The 15627-nt window shown below is 68.7% G+C and carries 14 protein-coding genes; 9 read left to right on the top strand and 5 right to left on the bottom strand.

All coding sequences use genetic code 11. The features are described 5' to 3' along the window. Positions 1-81 precede the first annotated feature (81 nt). The gene (locus tag D0C15_RS20780) at positions 82-1713 is read left to right on the top strand and encodes an alpha/beta hydrolase (protein WP_116048108.1); all 1632 of its coding nucleotides are present in this window, start codon (positions 82-84) and stop codon (positions 1711-1713) included. Between the two features lie 87 nt (positions 1714-1800). Here the strand turns inward: D0C15_RS20780 and D0C15_RS20775 are convergent, their stop codons facing one another. The 4 genes from D0C15_RS20775 to D0C15_RS20760 form a co-directional block, all read right to left on the bottom strand. Beyond that, a complete protein-coding gene (locus D0C15_RS20775) occupies positions 1801-2520 on the bottom strand; it encodes a sulfite exporter TauE/SafE family protein (protein ID WP_116048203.1) in 720 nt (239 codons plus the stop codon). A gap of 267 nt (positions 2521-2787) precedes the next feature. Next, on the bottom strand, positions 2788-5667 hold the full coding sequence (locus tag D0C15_RS20770; protein WP_211323282.1) for an aconitate hydratase: 2880 nt from the start codon (positions 5665-5667) through the stop codon (positions 2788-2790). Positions 5668-5881: 214 nt separating this feature from the next. Beyond that, entirely contained in the window at positions 5882-7354 is a 1473-nt protein-coding gene (locus D0C15_RS20765) for a flagellar basal body protein FliL (RefSeq protein WP_116048104.1), read from the bottom strand. Next, entirely contained in the window at positions 7351-7842 is a 492-nt protein-coding gene (locus D0C15_RS20760) for a hypothetical protein (RefSeq protein ID WP_211323278.1), read from the bottom strand. Before D0C15_RS20760 ends, D0C15_RS20765 begins: the two co-directional genes overlap by 4 nt. A 368-nt stretch (positions 7843-8210) precedes the next feature. Between D0C15_RS20760 and D0C15_RS20755 the strand changes: the two genes are divergently transcribed. The 8 genes from D0C15_RS20755 to D0C15_RS20720 all read left to right on the top strand — a co-directional run bounded on the left by D0C15_RS20755 (position 8211) and on the right by D0C15_RS20720 (position 15107). Continuing rightward, positions 8211-9518: an NlpC/P60 family protein gene (locus tag D0C15_RS20755; protein WP_116048200.1), complete on the top strand. Its 1308-nt coding sequence runs from the start codon at positions 8211-8213 to the stop codon at positions 9516-9518. Between the two features lie 87 nt (positions 9519-9605). Then, positions 9606-10286, top strand: a complete 681-nt coding sequence (locus tag D0C15_RS20750) for a TetR/AcrR family transcriptional regulator (RefSeq protein ID WP_116048101.1) — start codon at positions 9606-9608, stop codon at positions 10284-10286. 2 nt (positions 10287-10288) lie between these two features. Further along, positions 10289-10975, top strand: a complete 687-nt coding sequence (locus D0C15_RS20745; RefSeq protein WP_116048099.1) for an enoyl-CoA hydratase/isomerase family protein — start codon at positions 10289-10291, stop codon at positions 10973-10975. Between the two features lie 52 nt (positions 10976-11027). Further along, on the top strand, positions 11028-11621 hold the full coding sequence (gene mobA, locus D0C15_RS20740; RefSeq protein WP_211323277.1) for a molybdenum cofactor guanylyltransferase: 594 nt from the start codon (positions 11028-11030) through the stop codon (positions 11619-11621). A gap of 142 nt (positions 11622-11763) precedes the next feature. After that, entirely contained in the window at positions 11764-12828 is a 1065-nt protein-coding gene (locus D0C15_RS20735) for an AAA family ATPase (protein WP_116048195.1), read from the top strand. 13 nt (positions 12829-12841) lie between these two features. After that, the gene (locus tag D0C15_RS20730; protein WP_116048192.1) at positions 12842-13858 is read left to right on the top strand and encodes a DUF58 domain-containing protein; all 1017 of its coding nucleotides are present in this window, start codon (positions 12842-12844) and stop codon (positions 13856-13858) included. Then, the gene (locus D0C15_RS20725) at positions 13855-14127 is read left to right on the top strand and encodes a hypothetical protein (RefSeq protein ID WP_116048096.1); all 273 of its coding nucleotides are present in this window, start codon (positions 13855-13857) and stop codon (positions 14125-14127) included. The genes D0C15_RS20730 and D0C15_RS20725 overlap by 4 nt, the downstream gene beginning before the upstream one ends. Next, on the top strand, positions 14124-15107 hold the full coding sequence (locus D0C15_RS20720) for a VWA domain-containing protein (RefSeq protein WP_116048094.1): 984 nt from the start codon (positions 14124-14126) through the stop codon (positions 15105-15107). Before D0C15_RS20725 ends, D0C15_RS20720 begins: the two co-directional genes overlap by 4 nt. Here the strand turns inward: D0C15_RS20720 and D0C15_RS20715 are convergent. Next, on the bottom strand, positions 15078-15581 hold the full coding sequence (locus D0C15_RS20715) for a tRNA (cytidine(34)-2'-O)-methyltransferase (protein WP_116048092.1): 504 nt from the start codon (positions 15579-15581) through the stop codon (positions 15078-15080). The genes D0C15_RS20720 and D0C15_RS20715 overlap by 30 nt on opposite strands. Between the last annotated feature and the right edge of the window lie 46 nt (positions 15582-15627).

The raw sequence follows: 15627 nt of genomic DNA, 5'->3' as shown, positions 1-15627 counted from the left end.
CGGCGCACCCCGAGGTGCGGCAGTGTCGATTCTCAGTATTCGTTCGGGTACTCGTTGTGACGAACTGGGAGGAAACCGGTGATGGCGGCAGTATGGGGCCGGACTCGGGCGCGAGCAGTGGTGGCTCTGCTGGCGGCGGGCACGATGGTTGCCGGAATACCGGCGGCGGCGGGCGCGCAACAGGCCCACGACGGTCCGGTGGCGGCGGAGGTTGGCGCGGTCGACGAGGTGGCCTGGGGGGACTGCGACGAGGAGACGCTCGCCGGGGTCGCGCAGGACCAGCGGGCGCTCTACAGCTGTGCGACGTACCGGGTGCCGATCGATCACGACAACGCCGCCCTCGGCACGATCGACCTGGCCCTGTTGCGCAGGGCGGCGGCCGATCCCGACGCGCGGATCGGCTCGCTGTTCGTCAATCCCGGTGGTCCCGGCGGGCCGGGCCGCACCATGCCGATGGGTGCCGAGCAGTACTTCGAGCAGCCGGTGATCGACCGGTTCGACATCATCGGTTTCGATCCGCGTGGTGTCGGCGAGAGCAATCCCGTGCGCTGCTTCACCACCGCGGAGGATGCCGACGAGGTGCTCGGCGGCCACGTCGCGGTGCCGGTCTCCCAGCAGGAGATGTCCCGCACCCTTGCCATCTACCGGGACTACGCCCAGTTCTGCGACCGGAACTCGGGCGTGCTGCTGCGGCATATGTCCACCAAGGCGGTGGCCCGGGATCTGGACCTGCTGCGGGCGGCCGTGGGCGACGAGCAGCTGACGTATGTCGGCTTCTCCTACGGCACCCTGCTCGGCGCCACCTACGCGAACCTGTTCCCACAGCGTTCGCGGGCGCTGATTCTGGACGGCAACGTGGATCCGAAACTGCGGACGAGTGACGGACGCCGGTACGACCGTGAGCGTGCGGGCGGGTTCGAGGTGGCACTGGACGCATTCCTGCGCGAATGCGAGCAGGTACGGGAGCGCTGTGCGTTCAGTCCCGGGCAACCGCGGCAGAAGTTCGACGAGTTGCGTGGTCATCTGCGCAGGCAGCCGATCCCGCTACCGGGTGGCACGGACCTCGACCTGACCGCGTTCACCAACGGGGTGGCGGGAGCGCTCTACTCGGCCGAGGCGCTTCCGAGCCTGGCGAAGGACCTGCAGTCGATTCACGACGTCGTCAGCACTCCAGAAGGTGTGCAGCCGAAGACACTGACCGAGGACGACCTGCGGGTCGTGCTCGAGCCGGGCATCGACCCCCGGTTCGATGCGCGACCGGACAGCAAGTACCTGGCTGACGACGCCTACTTCGCCGTCAACTGCGCGGACAAACCATTCCGGCACTCGCACGACGAACTACCCGCGCTGGCGGGGCAGTGGGAGGACGAGTCCCCGGTGTTCGGCAGGGCACAGGCCTTCGCCGATCCCGCGGGCTGTCCCGTATGGCCCGCTGACACCAAGGCGGACGCCTACCGCGGGCCGTGGAACGCGAAAACCGCGAATCCTGTCCTGGTGATCGGCAACTACTACGATCCCGCGACGCAGTACACGTTCTCCGAGCGGATGGCGAGCCAGCTGGGATACGCGCGGTTGCTCTCGGTCGACGCCTTCGGTCACTGCATCCTCGGCGATTCGACCGGGGTGGACAAGGCGGCGACGGAGTACCTGCTGAATCTCACGGTGCCGGATTCGGGTCAGGTGTACGAGGCGGACAAGGCGCCGTTCGACTAGGTCACCGGCCTGCGGCTGTCCTCGCCCGGCGAGTTCCCGGCTCCTTCGGTACGGAGCAGGGAACTCGCCGGGCTGGATCGGAACCGATCAACCGAGCAGGCTGCGCACCAGTAGCACCAGCGCGCTGACCATGGCGATCGTGATCACCGCGGCGCGGGTGCGGCCGGCGTCCAGTATTCGGCGGGCTGGACCGGACAGTGCGAAGCCGACCACCAGGAAAGGCAGGAGGGCGAGGCCGAGAACGAGGTGGTTCGTCTGGATCTGGCCGCCGATGCCGAGACCTGTCAGCGAGATCACCGTGCCGATCCCGAAGCAGGCGGCGAGTGTCGCACGGATCTGCCTGCCCGAGGAGTGCTGGTAGAGCAGCGCGAGTGGCGGACCGCCGATCGAGGCGGCGGTGCCGAAGGTGCCGCTGGCGACCCCGGCGAGCAGCAGTGGGCCCGGTGTCGGCGTGGGCCGCCACGAGGTCACCGACAGCAGTCCGCAGATCAGTACCGACGCACCGACGATGGCGGCGAACGGGCGGGGCGCCAGCGTCGCGACCGCGACGACCCCGAGAATCGTCCCCGGCAACCTGCCGAGCATCGCCCAGCGCACCCCGGGCCAGTCGATGTCGTGCCATTCCCTGGCCATGGAAAGCACGGCATGGGCGCCGGCGATCAGCAGAAGCGGCACGGGCACCAGCCGGGGATCGGCCAGTGCCAGCAACGGCGCGGCGATCAGGTTCATCCCGAACCCTGCCGCGCCCTGGATCAGCGCGCCCGCGAGGACGACGAGGCCGGCGAGCGCAAGCGCCACCGAAATCATCTCCACCCCCGTTGCCGCTGCCTCGTTCCGCGCTGCCGGCGGTCCCACGAGGGAAGCCGCCGAGACTTATCTTAGTTGCGCGCACTAACGGAACTGACGGCGGGAGGATGTCCCCAATGCCACATTGGGGAACTTGAACGTCCCGAATGCCGCATTGGGGAACTTCAGCGTCCCGAATGCCACATTGGGGAACTTCAGCGTCCCGAATGCCACATTGGGGAACTTCAGTGCCCCCAATGTGGCATTCGGGAACTCAGCGCGGCTGGGTCAGGCGCTCGTCATCTTGCGCAGCACGTACTGCAGGATGCCGCCGTTGCGGTAGTAGTCGGCCTCGCCGGGGGTGTCGATGCGGACAACCGCGTCGAACTCCACCGTCGAACCGTCCTGCTTGGTCGCGGTGACCTTGACCGTGCGCGGGGTCTCACCGTCGTTGAGCTTGGTGATACCCGCGATGTCGAAGGTCTCCGTGCCGTCGAGGCCGAGCGAGGAAACCGACTCACCCTCGGGGAACTGCAGCGGAATGACGCCCATGCCGATCAGGTTCGATCGGTGGATGCGCTCGAACGACTCGGTGATGACCGCACGCACACCCAGCAGCGAGGTGCCCTTGGCCGCCCAGTCCCTCGAGGATCCCGAGCCGTACTCCTTGCCGCCGAGCACCACCAGCGGGATGTTCTGTGCGGCGTAGTTCTGCGCGGCGTCGTAGATGAAGGCCTGCGGGGCACCGTCCTGGGTGAAGTCCCGTGTGTAGCCGCCCTGCACGTCGTCCAGCAGCTGGTTGCGCAGCCGGATGTTCGCGAACGTGCCACGGATCATCACCTCGTGGTTCCCGCGCCGGGATCCGTAGGAGTTGAAGTCCTTGCGCTCGATGCCGTGCTCGGTCAGGTACTTGCCCGCCGGGGTGTCGGCCTTGATCGCGCCCGCGGGCGAGATGTGGTCCGTCGTGACCGAGTCGCCCAGCTTCGCCAGTACCCGGGCACCGGAGATGTCGGTGACCGGCGCGGGCTCGGCCTGCATCCCGTCGAAGTACGGGGGCTTGCGGACGTAGGTGGACTCCGAGTCCCAGGAGAAGGTCTTGCCCTCCGGCGTGGGCAGGGACTTCCAGCGCTCGCCGCCGTCGAATACGTCGGCGTAGTCCTTGGTGAACATCTCCTGCGTGATCGAGGAGTCGATGGTCTGCTGGATTTCCTGGGGCGTCGGCCAGATGTCCGCGAGGAAGACATCCTTGCCGTCGCTGTCGGTGCCCAGCGGCTGTGCTTCGAAGTCGAAGTCCATCGTGCCCGCCAGGGCGTAGGCGATCACCAGCGGTGGCGAAGCCAGGTAGTTCATCTTGACGTCCGGGTTGATCCGGCCCTCGAAGTTACGGTTACCGGAGAGCACCGAGACGACGCTGAGGTCGTTCTCCTGGACCGCCGCCGAGACCTCCTCGGGCAGCGGGCCGGAGTTGCCGATGCAGGTGGTGCAGCCGTAGCCGACCAGGTGGTAGCCGAGCTTCTCCAGGTACGGCCAGAGGCCAGCCTTGTTGTAGTAGTCGGTGACCACCTGCGAGCCGGGAGCCATCGACGTCTTCACCCACGGCTTGACCGAGAGGCCCTTCTCGACGGCGTTGCGTGCGAGCAGCGCGGCGCCGAGCATGACCGAGGGGTTGGACGTGTTCGTGCAGGAGGTGATGGATGCGATCACCACGGCACCGTGGTCCAGCACGAATTCACCACGCTCCTCCGAGCGCACGGTGACCGGCTTGGAGACGCGTTCCTTGTCGGCGGGCACGGCCGAGTAGTGCACCGGCGCACCGCTGGTGCCGTTGCCCCCGCTGGCGTAGGCGGGGGAGTCGCTGGCCGGGAAGGACTCCGAGGAGGCCTCGTCCACGGTGGACTCCACGCCCTCCGGCTGCTCCTGCTGCGGAACGCCGGACTTGCGGTCCTGGTCGCCGGTCACCTCCGCCTTGGCGTAGTCGCCGAGGGCGGCACGGAAGGAAAGCTTGGCATCGGTCAGCGCGATGCGATCCTGCGGTCGCTTCGGCCCGGCGATGGACGGGACGACCGTGGAGAGGTCGAGCTCCAGGTACTCGGAGAACTCGGGCTCCCGGCTCGAGTCGTGCCAGAGACCCTGTTCCTTCGCGTAGGTCTCGACGAGGTCGACCTGCTCGGTGGAACGGCCGGTGAGCTTGAGGTAGCGGATCGTCTCGTCGTCGATCGGGAAGATCGCCGCGGTGGAGCCGAACTCCGGGCTCATGTTGCCGATCGTCGCGCGGTTGGCCAGCGGGACCGCGCCGACGCCGTCACCGTAGAACTCGACGAACTTGCCGACCACGCCGTGCTCGCGCAGCATCTCGGTGATGGTGAGCACGACGTCGGTGGCGGTCGCACCGGGCGGGATCTCGCCGGTGAGCTTGAAGCCGACGACGCGCGGGATGAGCATGGAGACCGGCTGGCCGAGCATCGCGGCCTCGGCCTCGATGCCGCCGACGCCCCAGCCGAGGACGCCGAGACCGTTCACCATGGTGGTGTGGGAGTCGGTGCCGACACAGGAGTCGGGGTAGGCCTGCCCGCCCCTGGCCATCACTGTGCGGGCCAGATGCTCGATGTTCACCTGGTGCACGATCCCGGTACCGGGCGGCACGACCTTGAACTCGTCGAAGGCGCCCTGTCCCCAGCGCAGGAACTGGTAGCGCTCGCGGTTGCGCTCGTACTCGAAATCGACGTTGCGCTCGAAGGCGTCCGCGCGGCCGAAGACGTCGATGATCACCGAGTGGTCGATCACCATCTCGGCCGGCGCGAGCGGGTTCACCTTGTCGGGGTCACCACCGAGGTCGGTGACGGCCTCCCGCATCGTGGCGAGGTCCACCACGCACGGCACGCCGGTGAAGTCCTGCATGATCACCCTGGCCGGGGTGAACTGGATCTCCGTCGACGGATTCGCGGCAGGGTTCCAGCCGCCGAGGGCGCGGATGTGTTCCGCCGTGATGTTCACGCCGTCCTCGGTGCGGAGCAGGTTTTCGAGCAGGATCTTCAGGCTGTAGGGGAGGCGCTCGGAGCCCTCCACCTTGTTCAGGCGGAACACCTCGTAGGAGGCGTCGCCGACCTTCAGCGTGTCGCGCGCGCCGAAGCTGTCCTTGCTGGCAGGTGCAGTCACGTCTAACTCCATCGATGGACGGACCCGGTGAGAAGTCGTCTCGGTCAGTTCGGTCGGTTGTTCGGGTACCCGGCGAGTCTCGCGCACCGTGTCCGCGTTCGCAGACATGGGCTCGGGACCCCGCCGGGTACCCAAAACAGTACGCGTGTCCTTTTTTCACTTCAAGGGGACACGCGGTCCCGGCCGGACTGCGACGACGATCACCTGTTCCGTCCGGCTCGCCCGCTCAGTCGGCGAGCCGCAGCATGGCTTCGATGTCCCCGGGCTGAAAACTGCGCAGCACGATCATGCCCAGCTCGTTGACGGTGCGCAGCGGGCTGACGTAGTGCTTGCCGTCCACCTCTGTGGTGACGACTCCCAGGCCTCCATGGAACAGGCCGGTGGCGAGACTGCGGGTGAACCCGTCTGCCTCGGGTGGCAGCGAGTCCGATCGCTCCTGTGCCATTCGGGCGAACTCGTCGGCGCAGATGCGTTCGGAGCCGCCGTCGATGACCAGCTCGTAGCAGTCGTCGCTCTTGGTGAGGCTGAACCTGCTCGTTCCGCCGTCCTTCGACAGTTCGAGCGCGGTGAGCACGGCCTTCGTCCCGCCGGCGACCTGGCTGGTCTCGGTTTCCAGCCGTTCGACCTTCACCCCAGTGGGCTCGAGGTCGGTGACGGCAGCGTTGAGGATGGCGGGGCCGGCGTCGTGCAGGACCCCCATCTCGTCCGGCGGGAGCAACTCGATCACGCGGCGCACGTCGGCGTCCAGTGCCGCCTGCAGTGTCTGCCGCACGGCCTCGTTCGGTGAGGCCGCGCCGTTCGCCGGGATCGACTCGGTGGGCCAGGGGATGCCCTCCTCGAGCAAGACGTAGTCGGCCATCGTGTAGAGCAAGCTGGGGTACCACTCGTCGTCTACCTGGACCGTGGCGATCCTGATGGGCTCGCCGGTGTTGCGGATGAACTCGGCGATGTCGACGGTCTCGGTCCGTGTCTGCGACTCCAGGCCGGCCCTTTCCGAGTTGTCCCGCGCGGCCTCGATGAATTCCTCGGACAGCGGAATCTTGCTCAGATCAGCCGTGATGGTGAGCGTGCCGCCCGTGAGCTTGGTGATGGTGAGGTGGTCGTTGATCCGCTCCTCCCCGGCGGTGTCGAAGACCAGACCGGTTGTCTCCATCCGGACACCGGTCAGCTGCGCCGGGTCGGCCGACTCGTCGAGAATGCCAATCCGCTTGAGTTCGGCGGTCGTCTCCTCCAGCGGATCGGTGAGCAACGCCGCCTCGGCAGGTGCCAGCGTGCTGAGCAGGCCGACGATGTCGCCGTTGCCCACCGAGGCCGCGAGATTCTGCGCGGCCTCGGTAGGAGTGGCGGCGCCTGCGGCCACCGAGCCGGTCTGTGAGACGGCGAGCCAGGTCGCGCCGCTGCCCAGCACGACGACCAGTGCGACGACCAGCCCGATCACCCAGGCCCGCTTGCTCTTCGATGGCGGCGGTGCGCCGTGGCTCCACTGACCCTGTGGGCCGTACGGCTGCCAGGCCTGCGAGAACTGCGGCGATCCGTACGGTGGCTGCCCCTGGTAGGGCTGCTGCGGCGGATACGGAGATTGTCCCGGGTACGGCTGTTGCTGCGGCGTGCCGTACTGGCCGGTTCCCGGTTGCTGGTGTCCCCACTGCTGGGGGCCGCCCTGGTGAGGCCATTGGCCGCCGGGTCCTGGATTCGTCACGAGGGTTTACCTGCTCTTCCGTCTGCTGTGCCGCGGGTGCGTCCGGTGGCCACGAGGATGCCGAGCGCGCCGGTCAGGGCGATGAGCGAACCCGCAAGGCTGGTGGCCGGACCCGCCGGTGCAATGCCCACCAGCCCGGCCGGATCGGTCGCTTGGACGGTCAGTATCCCCGCCGTGGTTCCCGTGAGTGCCGATATGGCCGAAGTGAGTGCTCCCGCTGTGCGCCGCAGGCGCAACGCCAGCAGCGCGACACAGAGTGCGGCCACTGCGGGAACGGCGATCCAGGCGCGCAGTGTGACGGCCAGAAATGCGTTGTCGACGACGGCGAAATGGTCCGCCAGTCCTGCGGATTCGTAGCTGTTTCGGGAGACGGTTCCCGAGTGCGACCAGGGCAGGAAACTGCCGATGACGATCACTGCCAGACCGGTCGAGGTGGCGGCCGTGAGCAGGTAACCGCTGGTCGTTCGCTGGCGTGCGGTGGTTCGCATATACCGGCCCCCCGGGTTTGGAACGGTTTCGGCGTGGCCGGCGAGCCAGAACGCCAGGTTCTCCTGCGGCAGACACCGGCCATGTCCAGGTCCCGGCGAAACGTATCGCGCTCCGCTATCCCCCGGAATGGGGAATTGTGGTCCAAGGTGAGCAAGTTTCCAATGTTGCAGTTGGTAAAGGTGTGGCAACAGTGGCACAGTCAGTCCGAGTGCTTAGGCCGTTTGCGCCGACGGGATCACTCGTTCGGTGGTAGGCGGCCGCTGTGGGCGCTGGAATCACGGGAGGTGGAGCTGTGCGAGGTAGGCAGAAGGAGCAGCGCAGGGCTTCGGCCGGAGGGCGCTGGGGAGCCGGCCTGCTCGCGCTGCTGATGTCGTGCGCCATCGCCGCGGGATCGGGTACCGCTGTCGCCGTCCCGCCACCGCCCCCCAATCCGAGTGACGCGGAACTGGATGCCAGTCGACGGGCCGCGAACTCCAAGGCAGGAGCGGTGGGCCAGCTCACCAGCCAGCTCGCCGAGGCCGAATCGCGGCTGTCGAACCTGCACGCCGACGTCGAGCTGAAGATGGAGGAGGCCAACAAGGCTCTCGTCGACATGCGGACGGCGCAGGATGAGGCCACGCAGGCGGAACGTGAGGCGAACGCGGCGCGATCGGCCTCGGACGCGGCTGCCGCGGCGATCGAGCGGGTGCGGGCCGATCTGGACAATTTCGTGGCGGGCAGCTACCAGCAGGGCAGCACCATCGGATCGATGTCGGCCTACCTCGGTTCGGACAGTCCCAAGGACCTGCTCGACCGGGCACAGCTGCTCGACGCGGTCAGCGGAAGTAAGATGGACGCGCTCGAGAGCATGCAGCGTGCGCGTACGACGAAGTCGAACAAGGACGCCGCCGCACGCGAGGCACTGGAGATCGCCGAGCAGAAGCGGGCCGAGGCGGAGCAGGCGAAGGATGCGGCAGACGCCGCCCAGCAGGCCGCCGTGGCGGCGCAGCGGGCTCAGGCGGCGCGCGCGGCCGAGGTCGAGGCCGAGAAGGACGCCGTCGAGCGGCAACTGTATGCCGCGCAGTCCCGGGTGAACGGTCTGGAGGGGCAGCGGCAGCGGTACGAGGACTGGCAGGCGCAGAAGCGGGCCGAGGAGGCAGAGCGTGCGCGGCAGGCGGCGCTGGAGGCAGCGGCCAACAACAACAGCAGCAGCAACAACAGTGGCAGCGGGGGTGGCGCGCCACCACGGAGCAGGCCGTCAGCGCCCGCGGGTACCGGGATCGAGACCATCGTGGCGCGGGCCATGTCCCAGCTCGGAGTCATCTACGCCTGGGGTGGCGGAAACGCCTCCGGTCCGACGCGCGGCATCCGGGACGGGGGAGTGGCCGACCAGCACGGGGACTACCGCAAGATCGGTTTCGACTGCTCGGGTCTGATGATCTACGCGTTCGCCGGAGTGAAGTCGCTGCCGCACTACAGCGGATACCAGTACAACTCGGGACGCAAGGTGCCACTGTCCCAGGCACGTCGCGGGGACATGCTGTTCTGGGGCTACGACGGCGGCCGAATCCACCATGTCGCGCTGTATCTCGGTAACGGGCAGATGATCGAGGCGCCCTACTCCGGTGCGCGGGTACGCGTCGCGCCGGTGCGCTACGGCGGCATCATGCCCTACGCCACCAGGCTGGTCGGCTGAGCGGCCGGCAGCCTCCGCAGGCCATAGGCTGCCACAGGGGACCGTGCCGGATAGTTCTGGAGCAAGCGCTCTGTTACTGTTGCACGTATGCCCCGGCCTCGAGTGCACGATCTGGATCGGCTGCTCGACACGGCGGAACGGGTGGTCGCCGAGGTGGGTGCTGAGCAGGTCACCGTGCGAACGCTGGCCGCGGCCGCCGACGTGCCGAACGGCACGATCTACCACGCCTTCGGTTCACTCGCCGCACTGTTCGGGCAGACGTGGCTGCGCGCGGCGAGTGCGTTCCTCGACCTGCAGACCGAACTGGTGGACCGGGCGCTGAGCGGTGACGGCCGGTCGGCGGCGGACAACGCCGTCGCCGCTGTCGTGGCGGCCGCGGACACCCCGGCCGAGTTCGCCGGAGACCGCCCTGACGCGGCGCGGATGCTGCTCACGGTGAAGCGGGACCGGCTTCTCGGTCCGCAACTGCCGACCGATCTCGCCGACGCACTGATAGCCCTCGACGGCCGGCTGGTGTCGCTGCTCGTCCGGCTGTCGAACCTGATGTGGGGCCGGCGGGACGGCGCGGCCGTCGAAGTCCTGACCACCTGCGTGGTCGACCTGCCGACCGCGCTGTTCCGTCGCGCGTTGACCAGCCCCGCCACCGAGGGGGCGCCGCCGGTCGACCCCGCGACCCGGGAACGACTCGCGGTCGCCGTGCGTGCGGTACTCACCGTCGCACCGCCACCGGCTCACCTGTCCCGACACTCACCCGACACAAAGGACTGAACGTGCCCGCACTGCATCACCAGGAATCCGTTTTCGTGCTCGACCTCGGCTCCGACGAGAACCGGTTCTCCCCAGAATGGCTCAAGACGGTTCACTCCTTGCTGGACACCGTTGTGGATGGTTCCGAACCGGCCGTGCTGGTCACCACCGGGCACGGGAAGTTCTTCTCGAACGGGCTGGATCTGGAGTGGCTGCTGTCCCACGGCGACCAGGCCGAGCAGTACCTCGCCGATGTGCATGATCTGCTCGCCCGTGTGCTCACTCTCCCGGTGCCGACGGCCGCGGCGCTCAACGGGCACGCGTTCGGTGCGGGCGCCATGCTGGCGATGGCACACGACTTCCGGGTGATGCGGGCGGATCGCGGCTACTTCTGCTTTCCCGAAGCCGATATCAACATCCCCTTCACGCCAGGAATGGCGGCGCTCATCCAGGGCAAGCTCACTCCGGCAGCCGCGGTCGCCTCGATGACGACCGGGCGGCGGTTCGGTGGGCCGGAGGCAAGGGACCTCGGTCTGGTCGACGACATCGCCGGGGAGAGTGAACTGGTCGAGCACACGACCGACCGGATTCGTGGACTGGCGGGAAAGGACCGGGGCACACTTGGTTCCATCAAGTCCACCATGTTCGGCTCTGCCGTCACCGCGCTGCGTCCGGCGTCCGCCGGGTCGCCCGTGTCGGCCTCGGCCTGAGCAGGTGGAGAACCGGAGCGACGGGTGCGACTGTGACGGGTACGACTGAGTGGTGAACAGCCCGGGCGAGCCGGCTACGGGGCTGGCGGCGATCGTGCTCGCCGGTGGCGCGGCGCGCAGACTGGCGGGCCTCGACAAGCCGATGGTCGAGGTCGGCGGAAGAACGCTGCTGCAGCACGTGCTCGCCGCCGTGCGGAACGCGGATCCGGTGATCGTGGTCGGCCCCGAGCGCGGGGAGTTTCCTGGTGCTCTGTGGGTCATGGAGGACCCACCGGGTGGAGGACCGGCCGCTGCGCTGGCCGCGGGGCTGCTCCGGGTGCCTCCCGGTATCGCCGAGGTCGCCGTCCTCGCCGCGGACCTGGTGGGAGTCAGTGAGGCGACCGTCCGCCGGCTACGGGCGGCGCTCGGGCAGAGCGACGGTGCCCTGCTCGTGGACGAGGACGGCCGCAGGCAGTGGCTGACCGGAATATGGCGCCCCGCCGCGCTGCGGGCGGCGTTGCCGGAGCAGCCTTCGGGCGCGGCGCTGAAGCGCGTCCTCGGCGGACTGTCCATCGTGGAGGTTCCCGCGGATCTGGGCGAGACGGCCGACGTGGACACGCCCGCGGATCTCGACCACGCCAGACGCGGCACCCGCGCCGAGGGCTGACGGGGCCGTGCCGGCGGCGACCTTCACAGCCGTCACACTGCTCATGCGGTTGGCTGTCACTACTCTGGCCGCTCATGGCCGTGCCGCTGGGGACGGGTACGGTCGCACGGCGCAGGTGATCATGAAGCAGGTAGGAGGCACCGTGACCGAGCCCGGCTACTCCGACGGCGCGACCGGCGGACAACCCGGCACACCAGCCAGCGACGCCCAGTTGCTCGAACGCACCGTGTTCGAGGTGAAACGGATCATCGTCGGGCAGGACCGGCTGGTCGAACGGATGCTGGTGGGCCTGCTGGCCAAGGGGCACCTGCTGATCGAAGGCGTTCCTGGGGTGGCGAAGACCCTCGCCGTGGAGACCTTCGCGCGGGTCGTCGGGGGCAGTTTCTCCCGTGTGCAGTTCACGCCGGACCTCGTGCCAGCGGACATCCTCGGTACCAGGATGTACCGGCAGGCCAGTGAGAAGTTCGACGTCGAACTCGGTCCCGTCGTGGCCAACTTCGTGCTGGCGGACGAGATCAACCGGGCTCCCGCGAAGGTCCAGTCCGCGATGCTCGAGGTGATGGCGGAGCGGCACGTCTCCATCGGGGGCCAGACCTTCCCGATGCCGGATCCGTTCCTGGTGCTCGCGACCCAGAACCCCATCGAGAACGAGGGGGTGTACCCGCTGCCCGAGGCCCAGCGGGACCGCTTCCTGTTCAAGATCATCGTGGAGTATCCCTCCGCCGAGGAGGAGCGCGAGATCGTCTACCGGATGGGCGTCACCCCGCCGGAGCCGCACGAGGTGCTCACCCCCGCCGAGCTGACCAGGCTGCAGGGCGTCGCGTCTCAGGTTTTCGTGCACCACGCGCTGGTCGACTACGTGGTCCGGCTCGTCCTCACCACAAGGACCCCCACCGAACACGGTCTCTCCGATGTCGCGGGCTGGGTCTCCTACGGCGCGTCGCCGAGGGCCAGCCTCGGCATCATCGCGGCGGCTCGGGCGCTCGCACTGGTCCGGGGCCGTGACTACGTGCTGCCGCAGGACGTGGTCGACGTGGTGCCGGACGTACTGCGGCACCGGCTGGTGCTGTCCTACGACGCGCTCGCCGACGGGGTCCCGCTGGACCACATCATCACCAGGGTGTTGCAGACGGTGCCGCTGCCGCAGGTCTCGGCCCGGCCGCAGGGTGGCGGTCAGCCGGTCGGCGCGGGCGTACCGGGCAGGTAGCGAAACGCGATCCATGGATGGCACAAGCGACGCCAACGGCGGTCATCGGTTCCTGCATCGCCGGTCGGCGCACGGCGGGGCCGCCAAGCCGGACGGGGTGAACGCGCGGCCGGAGTGGGCTCCGCCGATCCTGCGCGGCGATCGGCTGGAAGCCGGTCTGCGCACACTCGAACTGGAGGTGCGCCGCAGGCTCGACGGGCTGCTGCAGGGCAACCACCTCGGGCTGGTGCCGGGACCTGGTTCCGAACCCGGCGAGGCGCGGCCGTACCAGCCCGGTGACGACGTGCGGCGGATGGACTGGGCCGTCACGGCCCGCACCACGGTGCCGCACATCAGGGAGACAGTCGCGGATCGGGAGCTGGAGACCTGGGTCGTGGCGGACCTCTCGGCGAGTCTGGACTTCGGCACCGCGTTCTGCGAGAAGCGGGACCTGGTCGTCTGCGCGGTCGCGGCGATCGCCCATCTGACCGGTGGTGGCGGCAACCGTCTCGGCGCGCTCGTCTCGACGGGGGCCACCACGAGGCGACTGCCGCCGATGGGGGGCCTGCAGCACGCCCGTGGCCTCGTCCGCAAGATCGCCGAGACACCCAGGGCGGAAGAAGGAACCCGAGGAGACCTCGCTGAGGCCATCGAGCAGTTGCGCAGGCCGCCGCGCAGGCGTGGACTCGCCGTGGTCATCTCGGATTTCCTCGGTGGGATGGAGTGGCAGCGGCCGCTACGGGCCCTCTCCGCCCGGCACGAACTGGTGGCGATCGAGGTGCTGGACCCGAGAGATGTGGACCTGCCGGACGTCGGCACAGTGGTGCTCGCGGATCCGGAGACGGGAAAGCAGCGAGAGGTGCATGCCTCGGCGCTGCTGCGCAAGGAGTTCGGCGCAGCGGCCAGGGCGCACCGCGAGGAGGTCGCCGCGGGCCTGCGCCGCGCGGGAGCGGGACACCTGGTCCTGCGCACCGATTCCGACTGGATCGCCGACATGGTCCGGTTCGTCGTGGCGCGCAAGCGTGGCTGGTCGGGGGGTGGCCGGGCATGAACCAACCGCAGGGGCTGGCGGGTGTTCGGTGTGGTGAGGGGTTCATGCCCTGGCACGCGGAGCGGAGCGAGGCCGATTGGCGCGGCATGAACCAACCGCAGGGGCTGGCGGGTGTTCGGTGTGGTGAGGGGTTCATGCCCTGGCACGCGGAGCGGATCGAGGCCGATTGGCGCGGCATGAACCAACCGCAGGGGCTGGCGGGTGTTCGGTGTGGTGAGGGGTTCATGCCCTGGCACGCGGAGCGGAGCGAGGCAGGTGAGGTGGCGTGAGTCTGACCGGTTTCGCGTCTCCGTGGTGGTTTCTGCTGCTGGTGGTCGTCGCCGCGGTCGTCGTCGGTTATGTCCTCGCGCAGCGGGCCCGTCGCAGGCGCACCATGCGGTTCTCCAACCTCGAACTGCTCGACCGCGTGGCGCCCCGCGGTCAGGGCTGGCCCAAGCATGTGCCCGCCGCGTTGCTCATCGTGTCCCTGTTGCTGCTGACGTTCGCTCTCGCCGGGCCGACGGCGGAGCAGAAGGTGCCCCGTAACCGGGCCACGGTGATGCTGGTGATCGACGTGTCGTTGTCGATGGAGGCGACGGACGTGGCTCCGACACGGCTCAAGGCCGCGCAGGAGGCGGCCCGGTCCTTCGCCCAGGGGCTGACGCCGGGGGTGAACCTGGGGCTGATCTCCTTCGCCGGTACGGCAACCGTGCTGGTGGCACCCACGACCGAACGCGACGGCGTGGTCCGGGCGATCGACAATCTCAAGCTCGCCCAGTCCACGGCTACCGGCGAGGGGATTTTCGCCGCACTGCAGGCCATCGACGGGTTCTCTGCCGTGGTCGGTGGCGCGGAAGGGCCGCCTCCGGCCCGGATCGTGCTGATGACCGACGGCAAGCAGACCGTCCCGACCGGCGATCCGTACGACCCGAGGGGTGCGTACACCGCCGCACAGGCGGCCAAGCAGCAGAAGATCCCGGTGTCCTCCATTTCCTTCGGCACCTCGCACGGAACCGTGGACATCGAGGGCAAGGAGATCCCGGTCGAGGTGGACGACGATTCCATGCGTGAGATCGCGCGGCTCTCGGGCGGGGACTTCTACAAGGCCGCGACGGCGGACGAACTCAAACAGGTCTACGCGAGCCTCGGTGAGCAGATCGGGTACGAGACGAAGGACGCCGACGCGAGCAAGCCGTGGGTCGCGCTCGCCACGATCATGCTGATCGGCGCGGCGGGTACGTCACTGTTCCTGGGGCAGCGGCTGCCCTGAGCCGGCCGGTGGCTCGACGATGGCGAAGTCGTGCTGGCGCCAGGCCTCGTACACCGCGATGGCCGTGCTGTTCGCCAGATTCAGCGACCGCGACGTGGGCAGCATCGGCAGGGTGACGCGTTCGGTGACGTCGTCTCCGTCGAGCACCGGGGCGGGCAGCCCCGTGGACTCCGGACCGAAGAGCAGGACGTCCCCGGGCTCGTAGCGGATATCGGTGTAGCGGCGGGTCGCGCCTGTGGTGAAGGCGTACACATTGGCCGGGCGCAACCGGGTCAGTGCGGAGGTCAGGTCCGGGTGGACCCGGACCAGCGCGAGATCGTGGTAGTCGAGCCCGGCGCGGCGCAGGTGCGGCGCCTCGAGGGAGAAGCCGAGCGGTTCGATCAAGTGCAGTTCACAGCCGGTGTTGGCGGCCAGCCGGATCGCGTTGCCGGTGTTGGGCGGGATCTCCGGTTGGTAGTACACGATCCGGAACACGTCAGAGACTTCCTGGTGGTGGGGCGAAGCGGCGTCGCGTGCCCAC

Source organism: Amycolatopsis palatopharyngis (assembly GCF_003385185.1).
Classification (GTDB): domain Bacteria; phylum Actinomycetota; class Actinomycetes; order Mycobacteriales; family Pseudonocardiaceae; genus Amycolatopsis; species Amycolatopsis palatopharyngis.
The sequence above is the reverse complement of the archived record's forward strand: the minus strand, read 5'-3'. Positions and strand labels throughout refer to the sequence as shown.

Excerpts from the sequence above, each read along its gene's own strand:
- D0C15_RS20730 (WP_116048192.1), top strand. The coding sequence starts at position 12,842 with ATGGATGGCACAAGCGACGCCAACGGCGGTCATCGGTTCCTGCATCGC.
- D0C15_RS20775 (WP_116048203.1), bottom strand. The coding sequence starts at position 2,520 with ATGATTTCGGTGGCGCTTGCGCTCGCCGGCCTCGTCGTCCTCGCGGGC.
- D0C15_RS20780 (WP_116048108.1), top strand. The coding sequence starts at position 82 with ATGGCGGCAGTATGGGGCCGGACTCGGGCGCGAGCAGTGGTGGCTCTG.
- D0C15_RS20750 (WP_116048101.1), top strand. The coding sequence starts at position 9,606 with ATGCCCCGGCCTCGAGTGCACGATCTGGATCGGCTGCTCGACACGGCG.
- D0C15_RS20770 (WP_211323282.1), bottom strand. The coding sequence starts at position 5,667 with ATGGAGTTAGACGTGACTGCACCTGCCAGCAAGGACAGCTTCGGCGCG.
- D0C15_RS20760 (WP_211323278.1), bottom strand. The coding sequence starts at position 7,842 with ATGCGAACCACCGCACGCCAGCGAACGACCAGCGGTTACCTGCTCACG.
- D0C15_RS20755 (WP_116048200.1), top strand. The coding sequence starts at position 8,211 with ATGTCGTGCGCCATCGCCGCGGGATCGGGTACCGCTGTCGCCGTCCCG.
- D0C15_RS20725 (WP_116048096.1), top strand. The coding sequence starts at position 13,855 with ATGAACCAACCGCAGGGGCTGGCGGGTGTTCGGTGTGGTGAGGGGTTC.